Annotated in this window: 15 protein-coding genes; 12 read left to right on the plus strand and 3 right to left on the minus strand. The window is 49.4% G+C overall.

The features are described from left to right. The first annotated feature begins 64 nt into the window (after positions 1-64). From ODQ19_RS06510 to ODQ19_RS06550, 9 genes are all read left to right on the plus strand, one after another. Positions 65-1189: a DegT/DnrJ/EryC1/StrS family aminotransferase gene (locus ODQ19_RS06510; protein ID WP_330209609.1), complete on the plus strand. Its 1125-nt coding sequence runs from the start codon at positions 65-67 to the stop codon at positions 1187-1189. Positions 1190-1200: 11 nt separating this feature from the next. Further along, positions 1201-2457, plus strand: a complete 1257-nt coding sequence (locus ODQ19_RS06515; protein ID WP_330209610.1) for an O-antigen translocase — start codon at positions 1201-1203, stop codon at positions 2455-2457. Continuing rightward, on the plus strand, positions 2454-3347 hold the full coding sequence (locus ODQ19_RS06520) for a glycosyltransferase (protein WP_330209611.1): 894 nt from the start codon (positions 2454-2456) through the stop codon (positions 3345-3347). The genes ODQ19_RS06515 and ODQ19_RS06520 overlap by 4 nt, the downstream gene beginning before the upstream one ends. 2 nt (positions 3348-3349) lie before the next feature. Continuing rightward, the gene (locus ODQ19_RS06525) at positions 3350-4420 is read left to right on the plus strand and encodes an EpsG family protein (RefSeq protein ID WP_330209612.1); all 1071 of its coding nucleotides are present in this window, start codon (positions 3350-3352) and stop codon (positions 4418-4420) included. Next, the gene (locus ODQ19_RS06530; RefSeq protein ID WP_330209613.1) at positions 4420-5409 is read left to right on the plus strand and encodes an NAD-dependent epimerase/dehydratase family protein; all 990 of its coding nucleotides are present in this window, start codon (positions 4420-4422) and stop codon (positions 5407-5409) included. Before ODQ19_RS06525 ends, ODQ19_RS06530 begins: the two co-directional genes overlap by 1 nt. Further along, the gene (locus ODQ19_RS06535) at positions 5409-6551 is read left to right on the plus strand and encodes a glycosyltransferase family 4 protein (RefSeq protein WP_330209614.1); all 1143 of its coding nucleotides are present in this window, start codon (positions 5409-5411) and stop codon (positions 6549-6551) included. The genes ODQ19_RS06530 and ODQ19_RS06535 overlap by 1 nt, the downstream gene beginning before the upstream one ends. A gap of 28 nt (positions 6552-6579) precedes the next feature. Continuing rightward, positions 6580-7545 (plus strand): UDP-glucose 4-epimerase family protein, encoded by a 966-nt coding sequence (locus tag ODQ19_RS06540; protein ID WP_330209615.1) that lies wholly within the window; start codon positions 6580-6582, stop codon positions 7543-7545. Continuing rightward, positions 7538-8551, plus strand: a complete 1014-nt coding sequence (locus ODQ19_RS06545) for an MraY family glycosyltransferase (RefSeq protein WP_330209616.1) — start codon at positions 7538-7540, stop codon at positions 8549-8551. Before ODQ19_RS06540 ends, ODQ19_RS06545 begins: the two co-directional genes overlap by 8 nt. A gap of 117 nt (positions 8552-8668) precedes the next feature. Next, complete coding sequence (locus tag ODQ19_RS06550; protein ID WP_330209617.1) at positions 8669-10663, plus strand: polysaccharide biosynthesis protein; 1995 nt, start codon at positions 8669-8671, stop codon at positions 10661-10663. A 258-nt stretch (positions 10664-10921) separates the two neighbouring features. On the opposite strand, the gene ODQ19_RS06555 is transcribed toward ODQ19_RS06550, so the two are convergent. Further along, a complete protein-coding gene (locus ODQ19_RS06555) occupies positions 10922-11443 on the minus strand; it encodes a GNAT family N-acetyltransferase (protein ID WP_330209618.1) in 522 nt (173 codons plus the stop codon). Positions 11444-11690: 247 nt separating this feature from the next. On the opposite strand from ODQ19_RS06555, the gene ODQ19_RS06560 reads away from it, so the two are divergent. From ODQ19_RS06560 to ODQ19_RS06570, 3 genes are all read left to right on the plus strand, one after another. Continuing rightward, entirely contained in the window at positions 11691-12023 is a 333-nt protein-coding gene (locus ODQ19_RS06560; RefSeq protein WP_330209619.1) for a ComEA family DNA-binding protein, read from the plus strand. A 139-nt stretch (positions 12024-12162) separates the two neighbouring features. Beyond that, positions 12163-12807, plus strand: a complete 645-nt coding sequence (locus ODQ19_RS06565; RefSeq protein WP_330209620.1) for a GntR family transcriptional regulator — start codon at positions 12163-12165, stop codon at positions 12805-12807. Between the two features lie 14 nt (positions 12808-12821). Beyond that, positions 12822-13670, plus strand: a complete 849-nt coding sequence (locus tag ODQ19_RS06570) for an urea carboxylase-associated family protein (protein ID WP_330209621.1) — start codon at positions 12822-12824, stop codon at positions 13668-13670. A gap of 57 nt (positions 13671-13727) precedes the next feature. Here ODQ19_RS06570 and ODQ19_RS06575 read toward each other — a convergent pair whose 3' ends face one another. Both ODQ19_RS06575 and eat read right to left on the minus strand, forming a co-directional pair. Continuing rightward, positions 13728-13895: a DUF2897 family protein gene (locus ODQ19_RS06575; protein ID WP_003172675.1), complete on the minus strand. Its 168-nt coding sequence runs from the start codon at positions 13893-13895 to the stop codon at positions 13728-13730. 111 nt (positions 13896-14006) lie between these two features. Next, entirely contained in the window at positions 14007-15371 is a 1365-nt protein-coding gene (gene eat / locus ODQ19_RS06580) for an ethanolamine permease (protein WP_330209622.1), read from the minus strand. Between the last annotated feature and the right edge of the window lie 69 nt (positions 15372-15440).

Here is a 15440-nt window from a genome sequence, read left to right on the forward strand (position 1 = left end):
CCCGTCTGCTCTCTGTGAGCAGGAGGAGCGGCGACCATCAAAAATATTTTTATCGGAAATCAAAATGACTAATATTCCTTTTTTAGATCTGCAACATATCAATGCTCCCATGCGCGATGAGTTGCTAGCGGCTTGTGCTCGCGTGATAGATTCGGGTTGGTATATTGCAGGCAGCGAATTGTCAAATTTTGAGCGGGCATTTGCCGAGTATTGTGGGTCTAAACATTGTATTGGCGTCGCTAATGGGCTTGATGCTTTGACACTGACTTTGCGCGCCTGGAAAGAAATGGGCAAGTTGCAGGCCGGTGACGAGGTTATCGTACCGTCTAATACATATATTGCTAGTATCCTTGCCATTACTGAAAATGATCTAAAGCCAGTTCTAGTTGAGCCCAATATAGCGACTTACAATCTCTGCCCTGACAATGTTCGAAAGGCGATCACTCCTAAGACGAAGGTGCTTCTGCCTGTTCACTTGTATGGTCAACTGGCCAATATGCGTGACCTTATAGGTATTGCCCGCGAGTATTCCCTGTTAGTACTCGAAGATTCCGCACAAGCTCATGGAGCCGTTGTTGAAGGTAAAAAGGCTGGAAGTTGGGGAGACGCTTCAGGGTTTAGCTTCTACCCAGGAAAGAATCTGGGAGCGCTCGGTGACGGTGGCGCGATTACGACTGACGATGACGAGCTAGCGGCAATCTTGCGAGCACTGAGAAATTATGGATCGCACGAGCGCTACAAGAATCTGTACCAGGGAGTAAACAGCCGACTGGACGAAATTCAGGCCGCTATTCTTCACGTTAAGCTTGGTTACTTGGATCAGGACACGATGCGTCGTCGTGCAATCGCCAATGTGTACGCGCAGGGAATTAGCAATAAGCTAATAACACTACCCGTTTCTGTGGACGCGTCAGTTCTTGAACTTTCAAGTCATGTATGGCATTTGTTCGTCATTGCTAGTGAAGCCCGTGATGCGCTAAAAGAACATCTAGCAAAAAATGGGATTCAGACACTCATTCACTACCCTATTCCTCCGCACAAACAAGGCGCCTATCCCGAGCTATACGATCTTAGTCTGCCAGTATCAGAGAGAATTCATTCGCAAGTTCTGAGCTTGCCCATTGGCCCTACTATGTCATTAGCTGATGCTGGAAAAGTAGTGGACGCTTGCAATAGTTTTGCTCTGTAACGGCTAGAATAATGACGCTCATTAAAACCAGCTTGTTAAACGGTATTGCCGTTCTGATAAAAATGCTGACATTGCTAGGCATCAATAAAGTGTTGGCAGTTTATGTCGGGCCAGCTGGTTACGCAGCGGTTGGTCAGTTTCAGAATGCTGTCCAGATGATTACGACCTTCGCTAGTGGTGCTATCAGCACAGGGGTCACAAAGTATACTGCTGAATATGAGAGGGACGCCGAAAAGCAACATCAGGTTTGGCGCACCGCGGGCACTATTGCTGCTGCCGGTTCTTTGGTGGCAGGCGCAATAGTTGCTTTATATAATCAGGAGTTGGCATCGTTTTTCTTAAAAGACAAAGCATACGGTAGCGTTTTCAACTGGTTTTCCGTTGCGTTGGTATTTTTCTCGCTGAATGCTGTGCTAGTGGCCATTTTGAACGGACAGCGGGAGGTCGTGCTGTATGTGATAGCCAATATTGCGGGCAGTGTATTTGCATTGTTAGCAACCGCCATATTGTCGATTCAATTTGGGTTGTATGGAGCATTAGTCGCGTTGGCGACTTACCAATCTGTTAGCTTCGTTGTAACGTTGAGTCTATGCTATAGACGGCCATGGTTTGCAATACGACACGTGATAGGGCGTGTCGATAGGGCAGTATCATTGAACCTCGCAAAATATACGTTGATGGCGTTGACATCGGCCGCGTGTGTGCCCATTAGCCATATTTTTATCCGTAATTATCTGGTTGAAAATCTTAGTGTTATTGATGCGGGTTATTGGGAAGCAATGTGGCGTCTAAGCGCTGCCTACTTGCTACTAATTACGACAACATTGAGTGTTTATTTTCTGCCAAAACTATCGGGAAGCCAAGATCCGATATTTCTTAAGCTGGAAATAAACAAGGGGTTGCGGCTGATTATACCGCTATCAATAGTTGCAGGGGGGGTGATATTCGTCCTACGAGATTTTATTATTTTCTTGTTGTTTACCAAAGAGTTCTCGCCCATGCGAACTATGTTCTTTTGGCAGTTGGTAGGTGACTGTTTTAAAGTTTCAGGTTGGATGCTGGCGTATATAATGCTCAGTCGTCCGATGGTTAAATTATATGTTGCTACGGAAATAATGTTTTCTCTGGGGTTTTGTGTGTTAAGCGTAGTGTTCGTGAGGCTGTATGGGCTTGAAGGGGCAGCAATAGCTCATGCGGTAAATTACTTTGTTTATCTGCTGGCCATGTACTATTTTATTTTTCATAAGCATTTGAAGGTGCAGCAATGAAGCTCGTTGATGATGGGGCTATGCCGTTAGTGAGTATGTGTATTCCGGTTTATAATCATGAGCGATTTGTGCGCGCGAGTATAAAAAGCGTTATTGAGCAACGTTACAAGAATATTGAGCTTATAGTTATAGATGATGGGTCATCTGATTCGTCTGTCGATGTTATTACTGAACTGCTCGAGGAATGCCGCGAGCGATTCGTACGGTTCGCATTTTTCACCCGCCCTAACGCGGGTGTTTCCGCAACGTTGAATGAGGGGCTCGAGTGGTCAAGAGGGAAGTACTTTTCCGGATTGGCGTCCGACGACGCAATCTGTCCCGACAAAACAAATATTCTGGTTGATCACCTGGAAAAGAATCCTCAGTGCATTGGTGTCTTTGGATCCATTCATCTTATTGATGATAATGGTGTTAGATTAGGGTTTCGCAGAAAGCCAGGAGTTTATAATTTTCGCGACGTTTTCTTACTCCGGGCTGAAGTGCCAGCGCCCGCAAGTATGCTTAGGCGAGAAGAGTTACTTAAAGTTGAAGGCTTTGATGTCTCTACACGCATCGAAGATTGGGAAATGTGGTTGAAATTGACGCATACCAATAATACTTATCTCGAAGTACTACCCGATTTATTGGCTGAGTACAGACAGCATCCGACTAATACTTGGAAACAAATAGATCTTATGCACCAAGAACAGGTCAAGATCCTTCATCGATACGCGGGTGAATCTTTATTTCCAAGAGCAGCCATTGTGTTGGCTTGCATGAAATTCAGAAATCTTTCTATTGCACGTAAGCGTGAGGCGTTCAAGGCACTAATGAAGTTATTGGTGTGTTTTGATGCGTACAGGGAAATGAGATTTTATCAAGGTCTTGTTTTTCTTGTGTTCAGGTGGTAGGTATGTTGGTTGTCCGTAAGTCTCAAATAATTAAGGTAGGCGCGCTTCTGCTTATTTTGATTGTTGCTGCATTGTGCGCTGGATTGTTGTCGGTGATTGTAGATGATAACGACACCATTACGGATGCGAGGAACTATTATTATTTTTATAACATGTTCTTGTCTGATGATCTTTCAGGGTTTTCTTCTGCCTTGACGCAGGAAACCGGAAAGTTAGAGCCGGCAATATATATGCTGGTGTACTCTTTTTTTGGATGGTTTATAACGGGATTTCAATCATTTGCTTTTGCGTGTATGTTCTTGGTGCTTGCAGGGCTGGCGATGTTCACATATGCAACTCTTAAACGACTACCGATAAGCTCAGCTAAGATTTACCTGCTCGTTATTTTTTCTGTATTTATTTATACGGTTTGGTATCCCTCCTACTCATCAGTGCTTTGGGTGTGGCGCTCGCATCTTGCATTTACGCTGGTGTTCTTCGCAATTATAAATACGCGTATGCTTTGGTGTGTCTGTTTAATTTGTTTTTCAGTGTTTTTACATTACTCCAGTGTCGCGTTGGCGATGGTAGTGTGTTTCTTTTTTATGTGGGTTAGATTTTTTCCTAAAGTTTCTCTTGGCGTAAAGTTCTTCATTTCTTTATCTATAGGGCTGGTAGCTTCGATGCTGGTTGGCATCATGAAGAGTGCCGTTGTTTCGGGGGATGGTGTGTGGGTAAGTGATACTGATGCCGGTGCATTTGTCTATGCCTATTTTTTTGGGTTTATAATTGTATTGATTGCGATGCTTTCTCAAGCAGGCATGCTAAGGATAGATCTATCGGAGCATGAGCGAAAACTGTTGGCAAAGTTGTTTTGCGTGATTTTGTTTTTCTTGGGGTTGTCGATTACAAGCGTCAAATCTCATCAGGATCTGATGAGAATAATGCAACCTGCTTTTATTATTGCGCCATTAGCTTATATTATTATTTTTATCAGATCTAAAATGTGGGTTAGGTTCGCTCTGATCGGTTTGCTTTTGCCCGGGATTGTCATGGGTGTGAGGTCGGGCTACATCTATTTGGGGGGCGTGTAATGAAGTTCGGTGTCACTGGGGCGGCGGGATTTATCGGGCGTAGGCTATGCGAGGCGCTTATTGACAAAGGCGAGGCCGTCAACGCCTTGACTAGACGTGTCGGACTTGATCTGACGGGTGTCGATACTTATCTGGCTGATTTGTCCGTTGATGACGACTTCGCCCTCGATGCATTTCTGGACGATGTCGATGTGGTATTCCACTGTGCGGGTGAGCTAAAAAGGGACGAGTTAATGTACTCGTTACATGTGGAAGGCACTAAGCGCCTTCTTGCCGCGGTCGGCCGGCAGTGCACTCAGAAAAAACGCAATATTCACTGGGTTCAATTAAGTAGCGTTGGCGCTTATGGGCCGCCCCCCGGGAGGGCCGGTGAATGTCGTGTTGTGTCGGAAGAAAGCGTGCCAGCGCCCCGTGGAATGTATGAGGTTACGAAAACTATCTCTGACGAATTGGTTCTGTCGTATTCTAGAATTGAGCATCGATTTACGTGTTCGGTGATAAGGCCCTCAAACGTAATTGGCGCGGGGATGCCCAACCAATCTTTTTTTCAGATGGCGAATATTGTTCGTCGGGGAATGTTTTTTTATATTGGCTCAGGCGAAAGCATATCGACCTATGTACATGTAGATGATCTGGTTGCGGCATTGATTGCCTGTTCAACAGACAAGCGGGCTTTCAACAAAGTGTACCTACTTTCTAATGATTGTTTGCTTCATGAAGTCATAGGTGCAATTGCGCAAGCATCTGGCGTCAAGGCACCGTTCGTAAGGGTGCCGGAGTTTTTGATGCGTATGCTGGTGGGCCTATTTTCCCGTATCGCGAAATTACCACTGACTCATGAAAGAATTAACGCACTTGTGATTCAAACGCGGTACGCGTCTGATGCCATTGAGCGAGAGTTGGGGTTCAGATTTTCTAAAAGTATCCCTGATGCAATACCTGAGATACTTTCCAAACCTGTGGCGGCTTTGCACGAGGTGAGACCGTAATGAGTAGTCGTAAGAAAGTATGCATTGTCGCCACCGTTCCTATGGTTTTGCATTTCTTTATGAGAAAACACATAGAAAAGTTGTCGGAGGTGTATGACGTCACACTTTTAGTACCCGCCACGCAAGAGGATGTAACAGAGCTTTTGAACGAACATGTTTCTTTTATCCCCTTCGTAATTGAAAGAAAAATATCCCTGGTCAGTGATCTGCGCTCATTACTTTTTATTTGTAAAGTATTCAAGTCTAATAAATTCGATTGTGTTTTGTCGATTATGCCAAAGTCGGGCCTGATCTCGATGCTGGGAAGTTTTTTTACGAGAGTTCCTACGCGTATTCATATATTCACTGGACAAGTTTGGTCAACAAGGACAGGGTTTTCACGGTGGCTTTTGAAGTCGTTGGATAAAGTACTGAGTTTTTGTGCTACTCATCTGCTGGCTGATAGCTTTTCCCAGCGCGACTTCTTAATTGAGTCTGGAGTCGTAAAGCGCCAGAAAATCGGCGTTTTAGGTAAAGGTTCGATCAGTGGCGTTGATTTATCCCGCTTCAGGCCTAACGCGGAGATAAGGAGTGATATCCGGAGACAGTTGGGCATACCTGAGACTGATTTTGTATTTCTATTTCTCGGGCGTGTGGCGCGCGCCAAAGGTGTATTGGATTTGGTTCGGGCATTTACCGAGGTGGGCAAAGTTAGACCGGGTGCCCATTTATTAGTCGTTGGTCCCGATGATGATGGTACTGATGCATCGATGTTGAGCGCTTTGGAAGAAAACTCCAAGAGCTACCATCGTGTGGGTTTTACCAAGCGCCCACAGGATTATATGGCCGCCTCCGATGTTTTTTGCATGCCGAGCTATAGAGAGGGCTTTGGGTTGGCCGTCATTGAAGCTTCTGCAGCTGGCCTTCCTGCGCTGGCATCTAGGATATACGGTTTGACTGATGCGGTCGAAGAAGGCACTACCGGTATTTTTCACGCTCCCGGCAACTCAGATGAAATCGCAGCGGGTATGTTAGAGTTGTTTGATAATGACGAGCTTCGGCAGGCGATGTCGTTAGCGGGAATCGCTCGAGTAAAGAGCGACTTTTCTGAAGAGTATGTCGTGGGTGAGATGCTGGACTTTTTTAAAAAAATTCATAATTGAATTTTTTAAGCCTGATTAGGGTAAAGATATGAAGATATTGTTGACCGGTGCTTCAGGGTTCGTAGGTGGTGGACTCCTTGAGACGTTATCGCGCAGGCAAGACGTTGATTTGCTGGTGCCTGTACGTAGAGAGTTACCGGGCCTTCCAGTTCGTGCACAGTCAGTGGTAATAACAGGCATTAATTCGAAAAACGATTGGTCTGAGTTATTACAGTCGATAGACTTAATTATTCACTGCGCTTCGCGTGTTCATGTGATGGCCGAGGCAGCGGAAGATCCTCTTGCCGAATACCGTGAAACCAATGTTGAGGGTACGCTGAACCTAGCAAGGCAGGCTATCGCAGCGGGCTGCAAGCGTTTTGTCTTTATTAGTTCTATAAAGGTCAATGGCGAGAAGACCCTTGAAGGCGTGCCTTTTTCGGCAGCTGATGTGCCAGCTCCAACTGATCCATATGGCGTCTCGAAAATGGAAGCTGAGGAGGGCCTTCGTGCTTTGGCGTTAGGTTCGTCAATGGAGGTGGTGATCGTTAGACCCGTACTGGTTTATGGCCCAGGTGTAAAAGCTAATTTTCTGAATATGATGCGATGGTTGAAAAAAGGCATCCCACTCCCCTTTGGTGCGATAGATAATAAGAGAAGCTTGGTAGCGCTCGATAACTTGGTGGATTTCATCATTGCCTGTAGTGAGCATCCGAATGCAGCCAATCAAACTTTTCTAATCAGTGATGACGAAGATCTTTCGACAACCCAATTGCTTCGTAGAGTAGCAGTTGCTCTTGGGGTGCGCGCGCTACTTTTGCCTGTACCCGCTAATCTGTTAGTTTTTGGTGCGCGACTTCTGGGTCGTGAGTCGCTGTCTCAACGACTATGTGGGAATTTGCAGGTTGATATCGAAAAGAGCAAAAGGCTACTCGACTGGCGTCCTTTAATAAGCGTAGATGATGCACTAAGGAAAACAGCATTGAGTTTCAAAGGGACTCGCCATCATGATTAATATTCTAGTAAGTATAGGAGTTGTTTTTTTTGCATTCCTGCTGACCTGGCAATTGCGCCTTTATGCGTTGTCCCGTAGCGTTATGGATATCCCAAATGCTCGTAGTTCACACACCGTAGCGACCCCTCGTGGCGGTGGTGTGGCAATTGTACTGGTGTTTTTACTAAGCATTTTAATAATGTGGTTCAAGCAGGACATCACATTAAATGTGATGTACGCGTTGCTAGGTGGTGGAGGCCTTATCGCGGTAATCGGTTTTATCGACGATCACGGGCATATCGCTGCCCGTTGGCGACTTCTGGGGCATTTTAGTGCCGCTGCCTGGGGTATTTTCTGGTTGGGGGGAATGGCGCCGATCGTTTTGTTTGGTCTGCGTCTAGATGCGCAATGGATAGTTGTAATTTTGGGGGCATTGTATCTGGTCTGGATGCTTAACCTCTACAATTTCATGGATGGTATTGACGGTATCGCGAGCGTTGAAGCGATCACGGTGTGTTTGGGGGCGTGTGCTATTTATTGGTACATAGGCTATTCCGCTCTTATCCTTCCGCCAATGATGTTAGCACTTGCCACTGTGGGATTTCTTTTTTGGAATTTCCCGCCAGCGCGTATTTTCATGGGCGACGCGGGGAGTGGATTCATCGGATTCATGCTTGGCTTGCTTTCCTTGATGGCTGCTTGGGCGGCGCCGGAACTACTGTGGGTGTGGATTATTCTGCTCGGTGTTTTCATTGTAGATGCGACGTTTACATTGGGTAGAAGGCTCTCGCGCGGTGAGAAGGTATATGAGGCTCACAGGAGCCATGCTTATCAATTTGCATCTAGGAAAGCAGGAAAACATCTGCCTGTTACTATAGCAGTTGGACTTGTTAATATCTTTTGGCTGTTACCAATTGCTGCCTGTGTAGCGGTTTTCAATATTGATGGGGGGGTAGGAGTGATCGTGGCATATGTTCCTCTTATTGCTTTGGCCCTTCGATTTCAAGCAGGAGCGCAAGAAAACTGAAATGGCGGTTTTTGAGGTGGCAGCGATTTTTCCTTTGTTACTTCTGTATTTTTTCATGTAATTGTACAATGCGTGCTTGAATTTCTGGGTGGGAGAGGGCTGGTGGCTGAGGGTGCTATGGATAGGTTGCGATCAATATTGCTGGGGCTGCCCCGTCGTCAGAAACGTCTGCTTCAGGTGGCCGCCGATGTGGTTCTGGTGGAGGCTGCGCTTTGGCTGGCGTTCGTCGTACGTTTGGGGATTGAGGATATGGTGAATCCTTTCAGGGTTCACGTTTGGCTCTTTCTTAGCGCGCCATTGGTAGCTATTCCGCTGTTTGTCCGCTTCGGTATGTACAGGGCGGTGATGCGTTATTTTGGCAATGATGCACTCATTGCTATTATCAAGGCTGTCAGCTTGTCGGCTTTGATTTTGGGGTTCATAGTCTATTGGTACAGCAATCATCAAAATGTGGTACCTCGCTCTATCATGTTCAACTATTGGTGGTTGAGCTTGGTCATGGTCGGTGGTTTACGTCTTGCGATGCGTCAGTACTTTTTGGGCGACTGGTTTGCGGCAACGAAACATGTGCCTTTCAGCAACCACGATGATGGGTTGCCGAAGGTTGCTATTTATGGTGCAGGCGCTGCGGGGAACCAACTAGTAGCGGCGTTGCGGATGGGCCGCGTCATGCGCCCAGTTGCTTTTATTGATGATGATGAAAGTATCTCTAACCGTATTATTTCTGGCTTACAAGTTTACAAACCCAAGCATATTCAGCGCATGATTGACGCTACCGGTGCGCAGGAAATACTACTCGCGATACCCTCATCCAATCGCGGGCGTCGGCGTGAAATTCTGGGTTTCTTGGAAGGGTTCCCATTACATGTACGCAGTGTCCCGGGGTTTATGGACTTGGCGAGCGGCCGTGTAAAGGTCGACGATATTCAAGAGGTTGATATTGCAGACTTACTAGGTCGCGATGCGGTTCCTGCTCAAGGTGAATTGCTCGAGCATTGTATTAAGGGGCAAAGCGTTTTAGTAACCGGAGCTGGAGGCTCTATCGGTTCCGAACTGTGCCGGCAAATTTTGGAATTGCGCCCCACTATCCTATTGCTGTTCGAACACAGTGAATTCAATCTTTATAGTATTTTGTCTGAGCTTGAACAGCGCGTTATCCGTGAGTCGCTACCTGTGCGAGTTTTGCCGATTTTAGGTTCTGTGCGCAATCAGGAAAAGCTGTTAGATGTGATGAAAACCTGGCATGTAGGAACGGTTTATCATGCGGCTGCGTATAAGCATGTGCCGATGGTGGAACATAATATCGCAGAAGGTTTTCTGAATAATGTAATAGGTACGTTGAGTACCGCTCAAGCGGCACTCCAAGCGGGAGTCGAAAACTTTGTTTTGATCTCCACTGACAAGGCGGTTCGTCCTACCAATGTTATGGGCAGTACGAAGCGATTGGCCGAGTTGACATTACAAGCACTAAGCCGTGAGCTGGCACCGGTCATGTTTGGAGATACGCTTAACGTCGCCCGTGTTAATAAAACGCGTTTTACGATGGTTCGTTTTGGCAATGTTTTGGGCTCGTCCGGGTCCGTAATTCCATTATTCCATAAGCAGATAAAATCCGGTGGGCCACTGACGGTGACTCATCCAAAAATTACCCGATATTTCATGACAATACCTGAGGCCGCACAGCTGGTGATCCAGGCTGGGTCCATGGGGTTGGGGGGCGACGTATTCGTATTGGACATGGGAGAGCCAGTAAAAATTGTCGAGCTTGCCGAAAAAATGATTCACCTCTCTGGATTGAGTGTGCGTTCCGAGAAAAACCCGCACGGTGATATTGCTATTGAGTTTAGCGGGCTTCGTCCGGGTGAAAAGTTATATGAAGAGCTGTTGATAGGCGATAACGTAGTCGCTACGCCGCACCCTATGATTATGAGTGCTAATGAAGATTGCATTCCTTGGGAAGTACTTAAAGCTAAGTTAATTCTCATGCTTGCAGCTATAGAAGAGGATGATTATACGAGGGTTCGTCAACTATTACGTGACACGGTAAGCGGTTACTCACCCGATGGTGAAATAGTTGATTGGATTTATCAACAGCGTCGTATGGAGCCTTGAGCTGAAAGTATGCGGTATGCTGCACGCGACTATTTGCTTATGCTTGGAACAGGCAATTAGTCTCGTGCGGCTCTTTCAATCTGTAGGGTGGTCTATTAGACTTGAAGTCTGGGACGGCTACCGGCACAGCAGTAACTCGAGTGTTTAAAGTTTGCACGTATCGGTGCCACAAAGCTAGGGCATAAGATTCATATGTCTAATCCTGATGCCCAGCCCAAGCCTTGAGTTTGACGAGACTTATGCAGGTTACTGTTCGTCTTAGACTATTTTGCTCATCAATCTTTCCTTTGTACGCGATACTGCCTCTTTGGTGATTTCAAAAAGCAGGTCCAATTCGGTTTCCCCCGTCCTGACCGCACCCATCTTTTCATGGAAAGAAATGACGCGGTCATTACCTTTTCTAACATCAAAATGTGATTTTTTGAATTTTAAGTTTTCAAATGCAAACTTGTAAACCAAGAAGGCACTCTCTAAAGCGGCGTACCTTGTTTTGTCTTCATTCAAAATCCAGCTTCCCCAGCAAAAAGAGTCGTCTTTTAAATCATAAATTCTGACAGTGCCGCATGGTATTCCATCGTGACGTTCTATAATGAAGTAGTACTGAATACCTTCGCTTTCGTCACTTTTATATTTTTTGATCCACTCTTTTTGCGCTTCAACACTCGGGTTTACTGAGGAAAGGAACTGATTGTATCTATCATCGAGGCGAAGTTTCAGAACGAACTCAGCATCCTGCTCCTCAATCAGTCGCAGTTTTACAGTCTTCGATTGCAAATCCATGGGCTCTCTCGTTTACTGGGTGTCGTCCTAGCATGATACAGATTTTCCGACGCTCGCTGAAAGTCGCCAGTCATCTGCCGATAGGGTGTGGTGTTTACTGATCTGACATAGGCGCGGAAATGCTGCGCCGGCGTGTGTTCATACCTTGTAATACCCTCTTTTTTGACACCCTCCACCCATCGCCTAACGTAGAAAAGCAGCTTCGGAAAAGCTGCTTTTTCCTCACCGATGTCATGGAGCGTCACCAATGCAAAACCTCTACATCTCATCCCTCATCTTCGCCTTCCTCACCAGCCTCTCCGTCGCCACCACCGCTGCGCCGTCCATCAAGCCGGAGCTCCCAACCCCTATCTCCACCCAGATGACCAAGACCGAGCAATCCACCAAAGTCAACCTCAACGCCGCCGACGCCGAAACCCTGCGTCGCGATCTCTTCGGTATCGGCGCTTCCAAGGCGAAAGCAATCATCGCCTATCGCGAAAGCAACGGCCCGTTCACTGCGGTGGATGAGTTGCTTGAAGTAAAAGGCATCGGCAAGGCGCTGCTGGAGAAAAATCGCGAGAGGTTGGTGATTAATTGAGGATCTGAAAACAGCGCGGAGGGCCGGTTAATGACCGGCCTTTCCTTTATCCGGCCTTGCGATTTCCCTTCGCAGGCAGCATTGGCACGAAACGTGGTTACCTCTTCCTCAGCGATTGTTCAACAATCTCGAGGTAACGATGCCACTCACTTTATCTTTAGCCGACCACATCGCCCTGGAACTGCGCGCCGACATCATCGGCGGCCGGCTGTTACCAGGTATGCCGCTGATCGAGGTGGACCTGGTCAAGGCCTACAACGCATCACGCAATACGATTCGCGAGGCGCTGCATCGTTTGGGCCAGGAGGGCCTGACTCGCTATGTCCGCAATAAGGGCGTCATGGTTCGGCGCTTGGCGCGAGCAGAGGTGCGCGACCTCTTCGTCGTCCGCCGCACCCTGGAATTACAGGCGATTGCCCAGAGTGGGTCGCTGACGGACGCTCAATCAGGCCGTATGCAAAACGCCATCGACGCCACCACCCTGGCCCGGGAGCGCGAAGATTGGCGAGCGGTGGCCACCCACAGTCTTATGTTTCACCAACAGATCGTCGCGTTGATGGGCAGCCCGTTGTTCGACGAGTTCTTCGCCCAGGTGATTGCCCAATTGCGCCTGGCGTTCTGCGCCGCGCCGGATGAGCAACGATTTCAATCACCCTGGCTGGAGCGTGACCATGAGATATACACACTGCTAACCCGCAACCAAACCCAGGCCGCCAGCGAGGCGATGAGCCTGTACCTGGACGATTCTGAACACCTTTCCCTCGCCTTGTTTGATCACCCTTGATGGAGGATTGCCCCATGTACAAAGACTATCCCGCCGCGTACCAGGTCAGCAAAGGTTCGGCGTTGCAGGTGGATACGGCGTTCTATGAGCGTATTCGTGATCAGAAAACCCAGCGCACGTTGATCGAACAGTTCGAGGTGCCGATCCGCACGGGGAGGGCGTGGAAGGTGCCGGCCGGTCATGTGTTTCGTGTGACCACGCCGGTGGGCCCGCAGGTGGGGGATTTCAATGTCTGGAACGCCAACGACCCACGCGAACGTTTGTGGGCCGCGCGCACCCGGCAGCTTCAAGGCGCCCATGTCAGCACCCATGATCGGTTGTGGTCGAACCTGCCTTTTCTAAGGCCCCTGGTCACGATCACCGATGACAGCCTGGCCAGCTACGGCATTGATGAGCACGGTGGGCGTTTGCACGATTTGTTGGGCACGCGGTGCGACCCCTATGTGAACCGTATGCTGACCGGGGAGGATTTTCACCACCATTGCCACTCGAACCTGACGCGTGCGGTATTGCCCCATGGGCTGACGGAATTCGATGTGCATGACGTGTTGAATATTTTCCAGTGCACCGGCCTGAATCACGATGACATGTACTTTATGAAAGCCTGTCCGGCGAAGAAGGGCGATCACCTGGAGTTTTTTGCCGAGATTGATTTGCTGTGTGCGTTGTCGACGTGCCCAGGTGGGGATTTGTCGCTACCGATGTGGGGGCCGGATGCGCAGGATCCACTGACGGTGTGTCGTCCGTTGGGGGTGGAGATCTACCGGTTGGCGGATGAGTTGCTCAGTGGTTGGAGCCAGCCGGAACGTGCGGCCTATAAGGGGCAACATGGGTTGCATATTGCCAAGGCGGCATGGGAGTAGGGGGGCTGCTTCGCAGCCCAGCGGGAGCAAGCTCCCTCGCCACGGGGGAATCAGCGTTTATCGGTCTTGTGCGTCCTTGGCATCCGCCTGCGCATTGCGCTCGGCTACGCGTTTGCGTTGCTCGTCGGTGAGTTCCACCTTGTTGGCGCTGTCACGCAGCATCATCAGGCCACCGACGATCGACCCGATCGCTACTACCATAATCAACCATGCATACCACGGCATAAGACGCTCCTTGAGGCAGAGGTTCGTGGGAGAATTTTCCCACGGTAATCACTGCTTTGAGTGATGGGCTTTCTGAGTAGTTCAGTGTAGGCCCGTTCTGCCTCATAGGCGCTATTGTCCGGTCAACATTGCATCCGCCGGCGCATCGATGCGGTCTTGTGCGGTCATCTGGAAGTAGATGCAGCCCACCGCCATAAAGCCCAGGAAGATCAGCCCGATCAAGGCATTGAACCAGGCCATCGCCACCAGGCACACCACCGCCAGTACCAGCGCGATACCCGGCACGATGGGGTAGCCCGGCGCGCGGAAGGTGCGTTCCAGCAGCGGCTCGGTCTTACGCAGTTTGAACAGGCTGAGCATGCTCATGATGTACATGACAATGGCGCCAAACACCGCCATGGTGATCATCGCGGCGGTCAGGGTCATCCCGCCCAGGTTGATCAGGCCGTCGCTGTAGATGGCGGCGATACCCACCACGCCGCCGGCGAGGATGGCGCGGTGCGGCGTCTGGAAACGCGAGAGTTTGGCCAGGAAAGACGGCAGGTAACCGGCGCGGGCCAGGGCGAAGAACTGGCGCGAGTAGCCGAGGATGATGCCGTGGAAGCTTGCCACCAGGCCGAACAGGCCAATCCATACCAGCATGTGCAACCAGCCGGAGCTTTCGCCGACTACGGTTTTCATCGCCTGGGGCAATGGGTCGTTGATGTTCGACAAGGTGCGCCAGTCGCCTACGCCGCCAGCGAAGAACATCACGCCCATGGCCAGGATCACCAGGGTGAGGATGCCGCTGATGTAGGCTTTTGGAATCGTGCGCTTGGGGTCCTTGGCTTCTTCGGCGGCCATGGCGGCGCCTTCGATGGCGAGGAAGAACCAGATGGCGAAGGGGATTGCCGCGAACATCCCGGCAATCGCCGGGGCGCCGAAGGTGTCGGAACCGGCCCAGCCATTGAGGGCAAAATTGCTGAAGCTGAACGCCGGGGCGACTACGCCCATGAACACCAACAGCTCGGCGACGGCGAGTACGCAGACCACCAACTCGAAGGTAGCGGCAAGTTTGACCCCGAGGATGTTCAGGCCCATGAACACGATATAGGCACCAACGGCCGCGTGTTTCGGGTCCAGGGCCGGGAACTGCACATTCAGATAGGCGCCAATGGCTAAGGCGATGGCAGGCGGTGCGAACACGAATTCGATCAGGGTCGCCAGTCCGGCAATCAAGCCACCTTTCTCGCCAAAGGCGCGACGACTGTAGGCAAACGGTCCGCCAGCATGGGGAATCGCGGTGGTCAGCTCGGTGAAACTGAAGATAAAGCAGGTGTACATGGCGGCGACCATCAACGAGGTCACCAGGAAACCCAAGGTGCCAGCCACGCCCCAGCCATAGCTCCAGCCGAAGTACTCGCCGGAAATCACCAGCCCGACGGCGATGCCCCACAGATGCAGGGTGCCTAAGGTGGGTTTGAGTTGTGTGTTCATTGTGGGGTGCTCCCTGAAGGGGTTGGAATGATTCAGGGTGTTGCAGCGGTTGTGCCAGGCTGTGGAACT

It is taken from the genome of Pseudomonas sp. AM4(2022), assembly GCF_036346515.1.
Lineage (GTDB): Bacteria > Pseudomonadota > Gammaproteobacteria > Pseudomonadales > Pseudomonadaceae > Aquipseudomonas > Aquipseudomonas paracarnis.